This is a genomic window from Lientehia hominis (assembly GCF_021044755.1).
GTDB classification, from domain to species: Bacteria; Bacillota; Clostridia; order Lachnospirales; family Lachnospiraceae; genus Lientehia; species Lientehia hominis.
In genome coordinates, this window is the sequence record NZ_JAJNOR010000001.1 from 366,289 (window position 1) to 381,609 (window position 15,321).

Annotated in this window: 11 protein-coding genes and 1 other annotated feature; of the genes, 3 read left to right on the forward strand and 8 right to left on the reverse strand. The window is 49.8% G+C overall.

The window, feature by feature from the left end; all coding sequences use genetic code 11:
* Positions 1 to 26: 26 nt before the first annotated feature.
* Positions 27 to 1,784, reverse strand: a complete 1,758-nt coding sequence (dnaG, locus tag LQE92_RS01660) for a DNA primase (RefSeq protein ID WP_231061271.1) — start codon at positions 1,782 to 1,784, stop codon at positions 27 to 29.
* A gap of 15 nt (positions 1,785 to 1,799) precedes the next feature.
* Complete coding sequence (locus LQE92_RS01665) at positions 1,800 to 2,804, reverse strand: deoxyguanosinetriphosphate triphosphohydrolase (protein WP_231061857.1); 1,005 nt, start codon at positions 2,802 to 2,804, stop codon at positions 1,800 to 1,802.
* 263 nt (positions 2,805 to 3,067) lie between these two features.
* Between LQE92_RS01665 and LQE92_RS01670 the strand changes: the two genes are divergently transcribed.
* The gene (locus LQE92_RS01670; protein ID WP_231061272.1) at positions 3,068 to 4,420 is read left to right on the forward strand and encodes a sodium-dependent transporter; all 1,353 of its coding nucleotides are present in this window, start codon (positions 3,068 to 3,070) and stop codon (positions 4,418 to 4,420) included.
* Positions 4,421 to 4,485: 65 nt separating this feature from the next.
* Here LQE92_RS01670 and LQE92_RS01675 read toward each other — a convergent pair whose 3' ends face one another.
* The 4 genes from LQE92_RS01675 to LQE92_RS01690 form a co-directional block, all read right to left on the reverse strand.
* Complete coding sequence (locus tag LQE92_RS01675) at positions 4,486 to 5,982, reverse strand: RNA-binding domain-containing protein (protein ID WP_231061273.1); 1,497 nt, start codon at positions 5,980 to 5,982, stop codon at positions 4,486 to 4,488.
* A 72-nt stretch (positions 5,983 to 6,054) separates the two neighbouring features.
* A complete protein-coding gene (locus LQE92_RS01680; protein WP_231061274.1) occupies positions 6,055 to 7,803 on the reverse strand; it encodes a S8 family peptidase in 1,749 nt (582 codons plus the stop codon).
* 138 nt (positions 7,804 to 7,941) lie between these two features.
* Positions 7,942 to 8,655: a YggS family pyridoxal phosphate-dependent enzyme gene (locus tag LQE92_RS01685; RefSeq protein WP_231061275.1), complete on the reverse strand. Its 714-nt coding sequence runs from the start codon at positions 8,653 to 8,655 to the stop codon at positions 7,942 to 7,944.
* Between the two features lie 114 nt (positions 8,656 to 8,769).
* Positions 8,770 to 9,423, reverse strand: coding sequence for a YczE/YyaS/YitT family protein (locus LQE92_RS01690; protein WP_231061276.1), 654 nt, complete (start codon positions 9,421 to 9,423; stop codon positions 8,770 to 8,772).
* Positions 9,424 to 9,583: 160 nt separating this feature from the next.
* Between LQE92_RS01690 and LQE92_RS01695 the strand changes: the two genes are divergently transcribed.
* Both LQE92_RS01695 and LQE92_RS01700 read left to right on the forward strand, forming a co-directional pair.
* Positions 9,584 to 10,492 (forward strand): AraC family transcriptional regulator, encoded by a 909-nt coding sequence (locus tag LQE92_RS01695; protein ID WP_231061277.1) that lies wholly within the window; start codon positions 9,584 to 9,586, stop codon positions 10,490 to 10,492.
* A gap of 68 nt (positions 10,493 to 10,560) precedes the next feature.
* Positions 10,561 to 10,810 (forward strand) — a binding site (T-box leader).
* Between the two features lie 112 nt (positions 10,811 to 10,922).
* Complete coding sequence (locus LQE92_RS01700; RefSeq protein WP_334301385.1) at positions 10,923 to 12,305, forward strand: TrpB-like pyridoxal phosphate-dependent enzyme; 1,383 nt, start codon at positions 10,923 to 10,925, stop codon at positions 12,303 to 12,305.
* Positions 12,306 to 12,367: 62 nt separating this feature from the next.
* Here the strand turns inward: LQE92_RS01700 and LQE92_RS01705 are convergent, their stop codons facing one another.
* Entirely contained in the window at positions 12,368 to 13,522 is a 1,155-nt protein-coding gene (locus tag LQE92_RS01705) for an aldo/keto reductase (protein ID WP_231061279.1), read from the reverse strand.
* Positions 13,523 to 13,601: 79 nt separating this feature from the next.
* Positions 13,602 to 15,203 carry a spermidine synthase gene (locus LQE92_RS01710; RefSeq protein WP_231061280.1) on the reverse strand — a complete coding sequence of 534 codons (1,602 nt, stop codon included), beginning with the start codon at positions 15,201 to 15,203 and terminating at the stop codon, positions 13,602 to 13,604.
* Positions 15,204 to 15,321 lie beyond the last annotated feature (118 nt).

Genomic DNA, 15,321 nt, shown 5'->3' on the forward strand with positions numbered 1-15,321 from the left:
GAATGCTATTCGGCTATATTCTATCCTTAATTGAGAGAAATATGCAGTTGATTTATGTTCGCCTGCTCTTTGATGAGCTCCTGCAAAGCGGCTATTTCCGTCACATTCCTGCTTTTCTCCTCCAGGCTGTGCCGCTTCACCCGCTTCACGGTTTCAGAAAACGCTTTCTCTCTCTCCTCCTTTGTCAGCTCTGAAAGGGAAGTGTTGAACAACGCCGCCACTTCCTTATATTCTTCCTCATCGTTAATAAAATGGCTTAGGATGCCGGCCGGTTCCAGATGCCCTGACTGCAGGCCTTCAAAGACCATGGCCGCAGCCTTCTGATAAAGGGTCTCTGTAAAATCCTCCGGACCTATGATTCCCTTCACCGCGCCATAGACACGCTCATCTTCAATCAGCCAGGTCAGCAGAATCCTCTGGGACTGCCGTACTCCGTCTGGACGCTCTTTTTTCTCCTCTGTCCGCCGCATGCCTGACGGACGTTCTGCCGCCAGTCCGACCTTTCCGCCCATGGTATTGACAAGACTCTTAAGATTCTCATACCCGATATGATACTGTCTCGCCACAGCTTCCGTATAATTATCCCGTTCCAGTTTTTCAGAAAACTGCAGCAGCTTCTTTGCCACTGCATTATGAAAAGCCGTTTTTTGCTCCGGGTCTTCCATGTCATACTGCCTGTAAAGCACATCTGTCTCAAATAAAAAACCGTTCTGCGCTGATTCTATCCGTTCCTCAAAGGCCTCCGCTCCCAGATTTTTGATGAATTCATCCGGATCTTTATACGGCTTCAAGCTCAGCACCTTGGCCGACAGCCCTGCTTCTTTCAAGATGGGAATTGCCCGGAGGGCCGCTTTTATCCCGGCGCCGTCACTGTCATATGTCAGGATCACTTGCTCCGTATACCGTCTAAGAAGGCTGGCTTGTCCGGAGGTAAACGCGGTTCCCAGGGACGCTACCGCGTTAGTAAATCCGGCCTGCTGCATGGAAATCACATCCATATATCCTTCGCAGATCAGCATATAAGGCTTTCTGGCCGTTCTGGCATAGTTGAGTCCATACAAGTTCCTGCTCTTATCAAAAGCCTTCGTCTCCGGCGAATTCAGGTATTTCGGTTCTCCCTCTCCCATGACACGCCCGCCAAAGCCGATGATCTTTCCGTTCACATCCATAATCGGAAACATCACCCGGTTCCAGAACCTGTCATGGCTTCCTCTCTCTTCTATCTTTACGAGTCCCGTTTCCTTTAATAGGCTGTCACTGTATCCTTTTTTCTTCAGATACTGATAAAGGTCGTCCCGGTAAGCATTGGAATATCCCAGGCCGAATTTCCGTATGGTCTCATCCGTAAGGCCCCGGTCTTTCAGATAGTCATACGCCCTCTGTCCGGACACGCCTTTCATTTGATAATAAAAATACCGGCCGGCTTCCCGATTCACTTCAAGTATCCTTGCCCGCAGATCCGCCTGTTTTCTAGCTTCCGCGCTCTCCTCCTGCTTCGGCAGCTCTATCCCCGCTCTCTCCGCAAGATAAGCGAGCGCTTCTGGAAATGTATAGTTCTCATATTCCATTAAAAACGTGATCACATTGCCTCCCGCTCCGCATCCAAAGCAGTAATACATCTGTTTGGAAGGCGTCACGGAAAAGGACGGTGTTTTTTCATTATGAAAAGGGCACAGCCCAAAATAGGTGCTGCCCCGCTTCTGTAATTTCACATAGGAAGAGATCACGTCTACGATATCGTTCCGCGTCCGCACCTCTTCCACCAATTCTTCCGGATAAAACATAAGCTCATTCCCCTGTCAGTTTTTCCACGCCTGCGGAACAAACAGATTCGTAAACGTGTCGATCGCATAGCTGTCACTCATCCCCGCAATATAATCACAGACCACCCGTTCTTTTGAATCTCCCTGGTCCATCAGCATCTTGTATTCCCCTGGAAGCTCATCCACATGGTCCAAATAATATCCAAATAAATCCACCAGCAGCTGCTGTGCTTTTGGATCCTCTTTTTTGGATACACTATTCTTATATACATTTTCAAACATGAATGCCCGAAGGCTACCCATGGCTTTTTCCACTTCCGGCGCCATGAGGATCTCCGGTTTGCCGCAGCTCTCCTCAATGATACTGTGGATCAGCGTATTCAGACGCTCCCGCACCGTATGTCCGAGGACATCCGTATAGGGAGAAGGGAGCATCTCCTCTGTCAGGATCCCGGCACGTATGGCATCATCTATATCATGGTTGATATACGCGATCTTATCCGACAGGCGGACTACTTTTCCTTCCAATGTATGGGGGCGGCCGGACGTCCTGTGATTCAGGATGCCGTCGCGTACCTCCCAGGTCAGGTTAAGTCCTCTTCCCTCCTTTTCCAGACGCTCCACCACGCGGACGCTCTGCTTATAATGGGCAAAGCCTTCTGAACACACCGTATTTAACGCGTCTTCCCCTGCGTGGCCGAAGGGAGTATGTCCCAGATCATGTCCCAGCGCGATGGCTTCCGCCAGCTCCTCGTTAAGCCGGAGGGATTTCGCTATAGTCCGGGCGATCTGCGCCACTTCAAGCGTATGTGTCAGCCTCGTCCTGTAATGATCGCCCACCGGTGAAAGAAAAACCTGCGTTTTATGCTTCAGACGCCGGAAAGATTTGCAGTGCAGGATCCTGTCCCTGTCCCGCTGATAAGCCGGCCGGATATCACAAAGAGGCTCGTCCCGTTCACGCCCTCTCGTGTTTTTGCTGAGGGAAGCATAAGGACTTAATATCTCACATTCCTGTGCTTCCAGCTGTTCTCTGATGTTCAACACTGCCACCGCCTTTCCCTGTCCGGCCTGTGCCGGCGCGGTATATCGTCTGGCCCGCGTGTGGTTTGCAAAGATAAATTTATTTAAAAGGTATTCCAAGATATACTTCTTCTCGTACATTATACCATGTCTGCTGATGATAGAAAAGTAAATCCCATCGCCTTTTTTTGATATTTTATAGAAATTTCACTTTTCCCTTGTCCATTTTAAGAATTTATTGTAGACTTAATAGAACATTGTCATTTTTTGTGGGAGGTAAAAACATGGAACAGACACCAAAACGAAGCAGTTTTTCCGGGAAGCTGGGGTTTGTCCTCGCTGCCGCGGGATCTGCGGTCGGCCTGGGAAATATCTGGCGTTTCCCCTATTTAGCCGCAAAATACGGCGGAGGGATTTTTCTTTTATGTTATTTGATCTTAGCCGTAACGTTCGGATTTGCTCTCATGGTGGCGGAGATCGCCATTGGACGAAAAACCAGGCAGAGCGCCATAAAAGCCTACGGAGTCCTCGATAAGCGTTTCCGTTTTCTCGGCCCCCTCTGCTCGGTCGTACCGATCATCATCACACCCTACTACTGTGTAATCGGCGGATGGGTATTAAAATATCTCTCAATATACGTGACCGGCAACGGAGCGAACGTTTCCGACGGAAACTTTTTTACGGAGTTCATCTCATCCTCATCACCGATGGTCTGGTTTATCATCTTCGTGGTGATCACTGTCGTCATCGTCATGACCGGAGTGGAAAAAGGAATTGAAAAAGTCAGCAAATTTATGATGCCGCTGCTGGTGCTTCTTTCACTGGGAATCGCCATATATTGCCTGACCCTGCCTGGAGCCATGGACGGAGTAATCTATTATCTGAAACCCGATTTCAGCAAGTTCTCCATCACGACGGTACTGGCCGCCATGGGGCAGCTCTTTTATTCCATGTCACTTGCCATGGGCATCATGATCACATACGGCTCTTATATGAAAAAAGATACCAGTCTCTCCTCTGCCGTACATCAGATTGAGATTTTTGATACCGGCATTGCGTTTTTGGCCGGTCTCATGATCATTCCCGCCGTATTTTCTTTCACCGGCGGCGCGGACATCAATGCGGGACCAGGGCTTATGTTTATGACCCTGCCAAAAGTCTTTGGCAGCATTACCATCACCAATATCATCGGCACGTTGTTCTTCCTGCTGGTATTCTTCGCCGCTTTGACTTCATCCATTTCCTTGACGGAAACAGTGGTCTCCATCATCTGCGACAAAACCGGCATGAAACGGATATCCGGCTGTATCATCACTGCTGTCATCCTCTTAGCTCTGGGAACTCTTTCCGCTTTGGGTTATGGCGTCCTGTCACAAATTCAGATCATCGGCATGGCATTCCTGGACTTCTTTGACTTTGTGAGCAACAGTGTCCTGATGCCCATCGTGGCCTTTATCACCTGCATTTTGGTGGGCTATGTCATCAAACCTAAGGCTGTCATAGATGAGGCAGAAGAAAGCGGTCCCTTTAAGGGGAAAAAACTATTTGTGATCATAATCAAGTATATCGCTCCCATCTGTATCATCGCTATCCTGATTAGTTCAATCTTAAATTCTCTTCATATCATCAACATATGATTTTCAGAACAAAACAGCCTCTTGTGATAAGAGGCTGTTTTGCTTTATTTTTTCACAAAACATAGTCACCGTTTCAGCTGATAGAATCGGTTATCCTTTTCTCCGGCCCGTTCCAGAATGCCTTCCTCCACCATCCGTGAAAGAAGCTCCTTCGCTCCGGATACTCCTATATTCAGAAGCTCTGCTACGGCCGCGGCCCGCACCCGTATGGATCTCGTCACAAAATCGATCACCTGCTGCTTCTGAGCTTCATAGATAATTTCTTTCGGCAGCCTGCGGCGTTTACCAGAGCTGCAGATGTCTTCGTCGTTTTCGGGTTTTTCATTTGCTTCCGCCTCATCCTCCCTGGCAATTTCCAATGAGACTTGTGTTCTGGGCGGCCGGAATTCCTCACGAATTTCCGGCAGGGCAAAGCCCAGTTCCTTCCACAGCTCATAAACCCGGCTCAGACCGCGTCCTGCTCCGTTGCCAATATTGATCAGGTGGAATATCTTGATCAGAGCCGGATTCCTAGGATCCCGGCTGCCCTCTCCCACTGCCTGTTCTTTATCTGTCCCAAAACTTCCAGGATTCTCGAAAACAATCCTGCGTCCTCTCTTCTGTATGAGGACGCCCTGTTTTTCTTTATAGTCGGCATGAACCAGACAATTTGCCAGGACCTCCTTCAATGCTTTATGCAGAGGGGTCTCCTGCCTTCTGCCCAGTACGTCCGGCACCTTGATCTCCCTTTGTATCCTTTTATAGACCAGGCAGTAAAAATCAAACAGGTTTCCGCTCCAGTCTCCGGAATCCGAAACGATCCTGTCCTCCCAGATCCCATCTCTTTTGAGTTCCTGGTAATCCAGCATATAACAGGGAAACTCCCTCCGAATCTCCTTTTCTTTTCCAAACATCAAAAGCCCGGCCGCCGTGAGGTGCCGTTTTCCATCCCTTCCCTGCCGGAGGGCTGAAAGCTTTTCCAAAAAGTCCTCGTCAGAAAGGCTCTGCCAGATATGTCCCGGCCGCTCACGGCCGAAGGCTTTCCGGTAACGATCCACTGTACCGCCGTCGAGCATCTCCCTGCCGCCGTATTCCAAGATCACATTATCCTGGCTTTCAAGCTTCGCATCCCTCAGCATAGCGTCCACTTCTTCCTTGGTGCAGTGGTAGTCACCTTCCCCGTCTCTCCGGTACGTCCCTGTGTAAACATCCATGCCGATGCTGACCGGCTTTTCCCTGCGCCCGGCCCTGGGGACGGAAATGACCACGATTGCCTTTCCGTTCAGCCTGACGCTCCGGATCTGCTCCCTTGACAGAACGTTCTTGTTCACAAACCGCTTATCCGTCACGATACGCCAGAATTCATCCATCATTCCCTGAGTGTCCGGCAGATTATGTACCAAAAAAGAATGGTCCTCCCGCTCCTCCACTCCCAGGAGGATAATCCCTCCTAATGTATTGGCAAAAGCAGAATACGTCTCCCAAAGGCTGCGGGGCAGACCGCCAAGTGCTTTCTTCGCTTCGATCCGGTTATTTTCCCGATAAGTCTCTAACCGTGTCAAATCAATAATATCCTCTGTCATATCCCCTCTCCATCCCTGTACCAAGTCTCTTTTATCTTTATCATAGCATAATCCGCCCCGTTTGGATATCTTTCAGCGGCGGTCGGGAAAACTGTCGTTGAGACATAGCGCTCCGTACCCCACCTGCGGATTTGGATATGTGGTAAATCCAGGCAGTGGACGCGCCCCGCGCCTTAAGTACGCTTTCAGCTTCTCACCATAAAGATAAGGGTCATTTCCTTTTATGATTCCCCACTCCATCATGAGAGCCGCTGCTCCCGTAACAAATGGAGCGGCAAATGATGTGCCGGTCATCGGCCCGTAACCTCCTCCCGCCTGAATCGTCTCTATTCCCACTCCCGGAGCGACGAGATCCGGTTTCACCTGGTTGGTCACCCGCGTATATCCTCTCCCGGAAAAATCCGCATAGGTCAGATAACGGCTGTCATAAGCTCCGACTGTGATGACATCCGCGGCCGTACTTGGTATAGTAAGCGTGATATCAGGTGTCGGATTGCTGAACCTGGTCGCTCGGTTGAGCACTCCCTCGCTGGGCAGCCACATGTCATATCTGCCCTCCACGATCTTTTGCGGTATCAGCTGAAGATAATAAATCCCGCTCTCAAGGTAAGTATCCGTAGGGATAAAATCAATGAAAATCTCCTGGGCGCTGCTGTAAGGAATCGGTTCCCCATAATATACATAGATATTCGCTTCCGGCGTCTGATACCTGCCTATGGGCTGTTCCAGGCTGAACGGCCCCAAACGCCTGCCTCTGGGGGTTGTCATCATGATGGAGAACCGATCCACATAAGATTTCCAAAGCTGAAGGCTGAGCCCAGTCTCATACTGTCCGACCGTCAGCCGGACGAAGGTACTGCCCGCCTCTCTGTCGGCCCCCTCCGGCAGATTGATCAGGACGCCGGAGGTATGGCCTCCTGAGCCGCCCTCGTTACCGCTCCCTACACAGATAGCCATCTTTCCCAAATCCGAAACGTCGTTCAAAAAACGCTCCAGAAGAGAAGTACCGTCATGAGACCCATAGGTATTGCCAAAGCTCAGATTTACCACGAGGGGAAAACGGTATTCCAGCATCTTTCGCACTACATAGTCTACCGCCTGCATAAGCTCTGTAGTCCGCGGGAATCCGCCTCCTGCATTGCCGAGCTTTACGACCAAAAGCTGGCTTTCCGGCGCCACTCCCCGGTATTGGCTGCCCCCTGCACCGCCGTTTCCAGCTGCAATACCTGCAACCGGCGTGCCATGATTCTGAAAGTCCTGAGACGGCACCAGAGAACGGTCGTCTTCCCTTAAAGCCTCGTTTATCTGTTCCCTGGTATATTCCGTCCCAATATAGTACCCCTCCGGGGGATTCCCATCTATGGTCTGGTCCCAGAGGAAAAGAATCCGGCTGTTCCCTTCAGAATCCAGGAAATCCTCCAGCCAATAATCGACGCCGGAATCGATGACCGCGATCACGACCCCTGACCCGAGAAGAGCATCGCTGCCAATCTGCACCTGATTGATACAGGAAACACTCCTTCCAATGTACGTAGCGAAGGAAAGCCCTTTCGGCTTCTCTATGTATTCAATCTCCGGCTCCTGCGAAAGCGCCTCTACCAGAGGCTCCGGCAGTGTTACAATCGCATAATTATTGAGGAGCCGCACCACCCGGATATCATCTCCCACCAGCCGTCTGATATCTCCGCTGTATTTCACGATGATATCCCAGGTATTGGTTGCTTTCTCATAGCCCACATTCAGATCCAGAGACTTTTCCCGCTCCTCCTCCGGCACTGCTAAAGCCAGGTTCAGAAGATTTTCCAGCTTTTGATCCGGCATATGATCTCCACCATCCTGTCATTCTCTTTATCCTTTTTATTCTATGAATGGATGAAAGGATCTAATACAAAATGGACGGCCTCTGTCTGAATTCCATTTCAGATCAGCGGCCGCCCATTAAAAGGCATAAACAGTTCCTCAAAGTGTGCCGGCTGATTCCGGCGCTCCATACTGTCTGGCCCCAAAAATCGCGGTCCCCACGCGGACCATGGTTGCCCCCTCTTCTATGGCCACTTCGAAATCACCGGTCATTCCCATGGAAAGCTCTTTCATTTCCACTCCCGGTATCTTTTCTGCCTTTATCGTCTCAAATAAGGCTCTCATTTCTTTGAAATATCCTCTCGCATCTTCCGGATTTTCCACAGGAGGCGCAATGGTCATCAGGCCTTTCACCCGGACATTGGGAAACGCTGCGATCTCTCGGATGAGAGCCGCCGCTTCTTCCTTCGGCACACCGTCCTTTGTCTCCTCTCCTCCAATATTGACTTCGACGAGCACCTGGCAGATGACCCCGTGCTTCTCTGCCTCTTTCTGAATCTCCCTGGCCAGGCGGACAGAATCCACCGAATGGATCATATACGCCTTATCTACAATATATTTCACTTTATTTCGCTGCAGATGACCGATGAGATGCCACCGGAGCGGCTCTGTGATCTCCTCCGTCTTGCTGCACATTTCCTGCACCTTATTCTCACCAAAATCTTTGATGCCGCAGTTCATGATCTCTTTAAGCATCTCCACCGGCTTTGTCTTGCTGACGGCAATGAGTCTCACCGATTCCCGGCTCCTTCCGGCCCTTTCACATGCTGCCAGAACACGTTTTTCCACAGCTTCCAGATTATCCTTCAACATAGTATTCCACCTCGATTTCCTCTCTGCCTGTGCGTGATTCCCGCACATTCAGGCTGTCCTCATCTTAGCACATCCAATCATGTTTTGCAAGATTGCAGGTGGCTTCTCTCGCGCCTAACCAGCGGAAACAGGACGTTTTCCGCGTAGAAGCGGAACCGCCACATGCCCATTGAAAAACTCAATAAAGGGACCCAGGCAGATAGCTGTTGCCACGGTTCCCACGCCAATGGATGCCCCCAGGACCAGCGCGAGTATAACACAGAAAAGGTCCGTCCCCATCCGGCAGGTTTTCAAGGAAGCTCTGCTGCGGTCCCTGAGGATTAGAGCGGCCGCATCATAAGTGGACACTCCCAAATCTGCAGTGAAATAAAGCGCTGTCCCTATACTCAGGATAAAAAGCCCCGCCAGGAAAAAAACGGCCTGCATCAGTCCCATTCCCACCTCTGACAGTGCCAGGCCGGAGACCGCGCACTCCAGTCCTTCAGAGAGCAATCCAGAAGTAAACTGCACCGCATAGCCGGCTCCTACCATGTTGATCAGAGTCGCTATGCCGATATAATGCTGGTCTAGAAACCAGACGACAATAAATACAGCGAAATTCACAATGGCATAGATACTCCCATAACCTACCCCTGAAAACTGACTAAGCCCTGTGATAAAACCGGTATAAGGGTCCATCCCAAACATAGCTGTCTTAATGAAACCACATCCAATACCGCTTAAGGCTACGCCCGCCAATGCCATGGCAAGCCTTCGTCCCTTGTCCATAAGATCCCTCCCGCATATAGGTTTCAAAAGAATCCTTGATTTCTTCTATAATTTCATTATAATTGCATTATAAAGCTTTCTCTATAACTATAATCAAGATTTCTATAACAATCCTGCCTTGTATATCGGCACTGCGATTGAGAAGGGAGTGAGGCGATAAATGAATAAGAGGATTATTTTTATTGACAAGAATCAAAGAGAGCTCAACCGCACTTTAAGCGGCAGCTTTCCTGTCTGCGTAGAACATGAGCTGCTGTCAGATTTCATCAAGCGGACCGTTCTCCACCACTGGCATCCGGAGCTGGAAATGGCAGCCGTACTGCAGGGTTCTGTCATCTGTCAGATAAACGGCGTTTCCCGCCGGCTGGAAAAGGGAACCGGCATTTTCATCAATACCAATGTGCTGCACGGCTATCTGCCCGACGGAGAACAGGACTGTATCTATGAAGCCATCCGATTTGAGCCTTCCCTGCTGGGGCAGCCGGGAAGCTGCATCTATGAAAACCAGATCGCTCCTGTCCTTTCCAGTGCGGACTTGTCCTCCGTTCTGCTCTCCAAAAACACCGGCTGGCAAAAAGAATTTCTTACTGCCATCGAAGAGATCGGAAACCTGGAACAGGAAAAGTCCTCCTGCCTGGAGCTTAAGATTCTGGAACGGCTGGCCCGGATCTGGCAGCTTCTTTACGAAAACACCATGGAGCCTGCGCTGCAGACTCCCCAGTCAGCTAAGGATATCGCCCGGATGAAGCGGGCCATAACCTTTGTGCAGAATTCCTGTCATTCCACCGTTACGCTGAACGACATCGCCGGCTCCTGTTCTCTGAGCCAAAGCGAATGCTGCCGGCTCTTTAAGCGTATTCTGCACCAAAGCCCGATGGAATATGTCATTACCTGCCGCATCAATAAAAGTCTTCCCCTTCTGGCGGAAGGAACCTTGTCCATAACCGAGATAGCCGGGCTGACGGGCTTTCAGAGCAGCAGCTACTTTACCGAGACCTTCCGGCGGATGACCGGAGTAACGCCTTCCCAATACCGAAAACAGGCGGCTCTGTCCCTTACCCGTATCTAACAGGATATCTCATTTACACAAAAAACAGTTGACACATTCCTGTCTTTTGGAGTATATTGTTAGTGACAGTAAAACCAGTGAATGAGAAGAGTAGATATCTCGTATCCCTCACAGAGAGCTTCCGGCAGGTGGAAGGAAGCAGGGAACCGGATGTTGAATGGGCTCATGAGGGCAGGGAGAACGGCGCAGGCCTAGTAATACCTGACGGGAACTTCACCCGTTATCAAGGAAGCATATGTGGCAGCATATGGAATGAGTGGATGAACGATCATCAATCCGGGTGGTACCGCAGAAGACTTTATGGCTTCTGTCCCAGTGAAAACTGAGACAGAAGTTTTTTTATTTTATGGAAAGGTTCGTTCTATAAAATAAACATGCTCTGCGGGGATTGCACTGCCGCAGCCGATTATATGTATGAAACAAGGAGGATATGAAAATGAAAAAAATTCCGCACAGGCTTTATCTCACAGAGGAACAGATGCCGAAACAATGGTATAATCTCCGAGCCGATATGAGGGAGCTTCCCGACCCGATGTTAAATCCGGCAACCTTCCAGCCTGTTTCTGAAGAGGAACTGTACCCCATCTTCTGCAAGCAGCTGGCGCATCAGGAAATGGACTGTACGACCCGTTACATCGATATCCCGGAGGAAATCCAGGATTTCTATAAAATGTACCGTCCCTCCCCGCTGATCCGGGCTTTTAATCTGGAAAAAGCGCTTGGGACCCCCGCCAAGATCTATTACAAATTTGAGGGAAATAATACGTCGGGCAGCCATAAGCTCAACTCCGCCATCGCTCAGGCATATTACGCTAAGGAACAGGGACTTACCAGCCTGACGACAGAGACCGGAGCCGGCCAGTGGGGCACCGCCCTGGCGGAAGCCTGCTCCTATTACAATCTGCCTCTGACAGTATACATGGTAAAATGTTCTTATGAGCAGAAGCCTTTCCGAAAAGCGATCATCGAGACCTTTGACGGCCATATCGTCGCCAGCCCCAGTAACACGACCAACACCGGCCGCGCGATTCTGGAAAAGGATCCCAACACCACAGGAAGCCTGGGCTGTGCCATTTCAGAGGCCGTGGAAAAAGCGGTCACCACCGAAGGCTGCCGTTATGTCCTCGGCTCTGTCCTGAATCAGGTCTTACTGCATCAATCCATCATCGGGCTGGAATCCAAAACAGCCATGGAGATGCTGGATGAATATCCGGATATCGTAATCGGATGCGCAGGAGGCGGATCCAATTTGGGCGGCCTGATCGCCCCTTTCATGCAGGATAAGCTGACAGGAAAGGCAAGCCCCAGGATCATAGCAGTAGAGCCCGCGTCCTGCCCTTCCCTCACAAGAGGCCGTTACGCCTATGATTTCTGTGACACCGGCCGTGTGACGCCGCTGGCCAGAATGTATACCCTTGGCTGCGGATTTATTCCCTCTGCCAATCATGCAGGCGGCCTGAGATATCATGGGATGTCTCCAATCCTTTCTAAGCTGTACCATGACGGTTACATGGAAGCCGTTTCCGTAGAACAGACAAAGGTATTCGAAGCTGCCACACTTTTTGCAAAACAGGAGACCATCCTGCCGGCTCCGGAATCTTCCCATGCTATCCGCGCCGCCATCGATGAGGCATTGAAATGCAAAGAAACAGGAGAAGCCAAGACCATCCTCTTCGGATTGACCGGAACTGGTTATTTCGATATGAATGCCTACAGCTCTTTCCTGAACGGCACCATGACCGATACGATACCTACTGACGAAGAACTGGAAAAAGCATTTGGGGAGCTTCCTAAGATTCCCGGAATCCAGTAAAAGAAACGGGATGGAATTCTTTCGCCATAAGAATTCCATCCCGTTATTTTATATTTACTAAATCATTTCCCAAATAAGGCCGCGGCCTGTTTCATCTTTCCGATGATGTCCACCCCAAAGGGACAATTCTTCATACATTTCCCGCACTCCACACATTCTCCCGCGTGATGCTCCAAAAGGCCATAGTGATCCATGAGGGTATCCGGCACCTTTTCCTGTATCAGAGACAGGTCCAGATATTTGTTCACGGATGCTATGTCAATCTTTACGGTACAGGGGGCACAATGGCCGCAGTACATACAGTGGCCATGGAAAGAGCTCCTCGGCGCTCCGGAAAGTATCTCACTGTAATCCTTTTCTTCCTGACTGGCCACGCCATACGCAGCCGCCGCCAGGACCTGCTCTCTGTCAAATGCCCCGACCATAACAGAAGCCACAGCCGGTCTGGTCAGGCAGTAATGCAGACACTGTACCGGAGTCAAAGCCTTTCCGAATGGACATTCCTCTTCGCTCAGCAATACTCCGGCGGCATATCCCTTCATGACGGTCAGCGCCACCCCTTCGTTCTGGCAGGTCTGATACAGCTTTGCCCTTTTCGGGTCGATTCCCTGATATACTCTGTCTTTGTATGTACTTTCCTCGAATAAAAAATCTATTTCTTCGCTGGCAGGCAGCATGTCGTAGGCAGCATTGACACTGAACAAGATCACATCGATAAGGCCCGTTTTTACAGCCCTGAGCGCCATATCCGGATTGTGGGTGGACATTCCCAGAACGCGGATTATTCCTTTTTTCTTAAGTTCCTTCGCGTATTCCAGGACCTCTCCCCCGAAAACCCGGTCAAAATCCCGGTCATCGTCTATGTAATGAAGCATTCCGATATCCACATAATCCAGCCGCATCCTCTCGAGGAAATCCTCATAGGCGGACACCACTTCCTCCAGCTTCCTGGTGCGGCGGTACTGTCCGTTCTCCCACATGGAGCACAGATGTCCTTCCACCACAAAGCTCTCCCTCTTATACCGGCTGAGCGCTTTTCCTACATTGCTCCTGACATCTGGATTGGAATTATAGATATCAATAAAATTTATGCCCTGCTCCATGGCACAGTCCACAATCTCCCGGCATTCTTCATAACTTTTCCCTTCAAAACCTTCTCCGCCCAGTCCAACTGCGCTCACCTTGATTCCCGTTCTTCCTAAAACCCTATATTCCATATGATACCCTCCTCTTTTTTTACAGTTTAACACTTGGAGTGCGCTCAAAGTCAAGAAAAACTATCCTGCCTCGGATTTTTCAGAAACTTTCCAGAACTCCTCGGATTCCCTCTTCTTTAAAAACCTGTTTGTAATAGCCGACTTCATCTTGTATCAGCTCATCAATCACTTCCATTCCCAAAAGCTCTACCGGCGCCTGATCATCCGTGAGCAGATATCCGCCCTTTTCATATGGCTCCATGCTGCCTTCTACTTTTTCCATGAGCGTTTTCAGCTCCTGTTCCTCTATCTTCCTGACCCGCGCTCCAAATGCGTCCATATTATCAGGGATTTCCGATGCAAACAGCACTCGATTGGTGGAGTTTTCCACATCCACTGTACAGACGGCGCCAAAGACCGACGCAATGGTATCAGAAAGATATTGATTGATATTCCCCTCTTTTTCGGCGTGCATATTCATATTTACCACCATGATTCCGTCATCGGTCAAATGATTCCGGACCATGGTGAAAAATTCTTTAGACGACATCTGGAAGGGAATCGTGATATCCTGATACGCGTCCACCATGATCACATCGTATTTTTCATCAACGGCATTCAGATACGCTCTGCCATCATAGGTGGTCACCTTCACAGCCTCCGGAAGTTTGAAATACTCCTCTGCCAGATCCGTTATTTTCTGGTCGATTTCCACGCCTTCTACGGACACTCCCTCAAAATATCTCTGGCACTGCCTGGCATAAGTGCCTGTCCCCATGCCTAAGACCAAAATAGAGGGGTCCTTTTTTTCCGGTACTCCCGCCATGATCGGAGCTGCCAGTGCATAATCATAATACATACCTGTCAGGCTGTCATCCTTCTTCATGATCGACTGAACTCCAAAAAGGACGTTTGTAGAAAGAATTACGCTGTCCTCATCCTCCTTTACCTGAAGATAATTATAGATGGATTCCCCTTCATATAAAAGGCCGCTTTCCCAAAACGCAAATTTCCCCGCAGAACCAAAAATACTACAGAGCAGAAACAGAAAAACACTCACCCCGCATTTCACTGGCTTCGCTTTTGTACTGATGAAATAAACCAAGCCGAGTACCAGCAGGATCCCGGAAAATATCAAGAATGTAATGGACGTGCCTACCGCCGGTATGGTGACAAAAGTAGGAACGAAGGTACCGATGATGCTGCCGATCGTATTAAACGCGCCGAGGGTACCCACCGTCTTTCCGCTGTCGTCCAGGCTGTCCACCGTATATTTCACCAGAGAAGGCGTCACAGTCCCCAGCAGAAAAAGCGGAAATACAAAGATGACCATGCAGGCCAGAAATGCCGCCCATATCAGCAGATTGCTGTTCACAGCAAATACCAGGAGCGCCGAAATACCAAGAATGATGTATTTGCCGGCCAAAGGAATGGCAGCTATCCAGACTGCCGCAATAATCAGGCGCATATACAGCTTGTCCGGATCCGGATTCTTATCTGCGCTTTTTCCGCCCCAGATGTTTCCAAGCGCCATGGCAATCATGATCGTTCCGATGATGATCGTCCAGACGATCTGAGAAGAGCTGAAATACGGCGCCAGAAGCCGGCTGGCCCCCAGCTCCACCGCCATTACTGACATGCCGGCAAAAAATTCCGTCATATAAAGATAGTACTTGTTCTTCAATATCTTTTTTGTTCCCATCCGTGTTCTCCCACATCTTTCCATTTCATAATACTAGTATTCTATCATCTGGAGTGAGTACGTCAAGCACTTATGGCAAAAGAAAACAAAGAATCCTGCTTGTTCTTTTCAACAATGG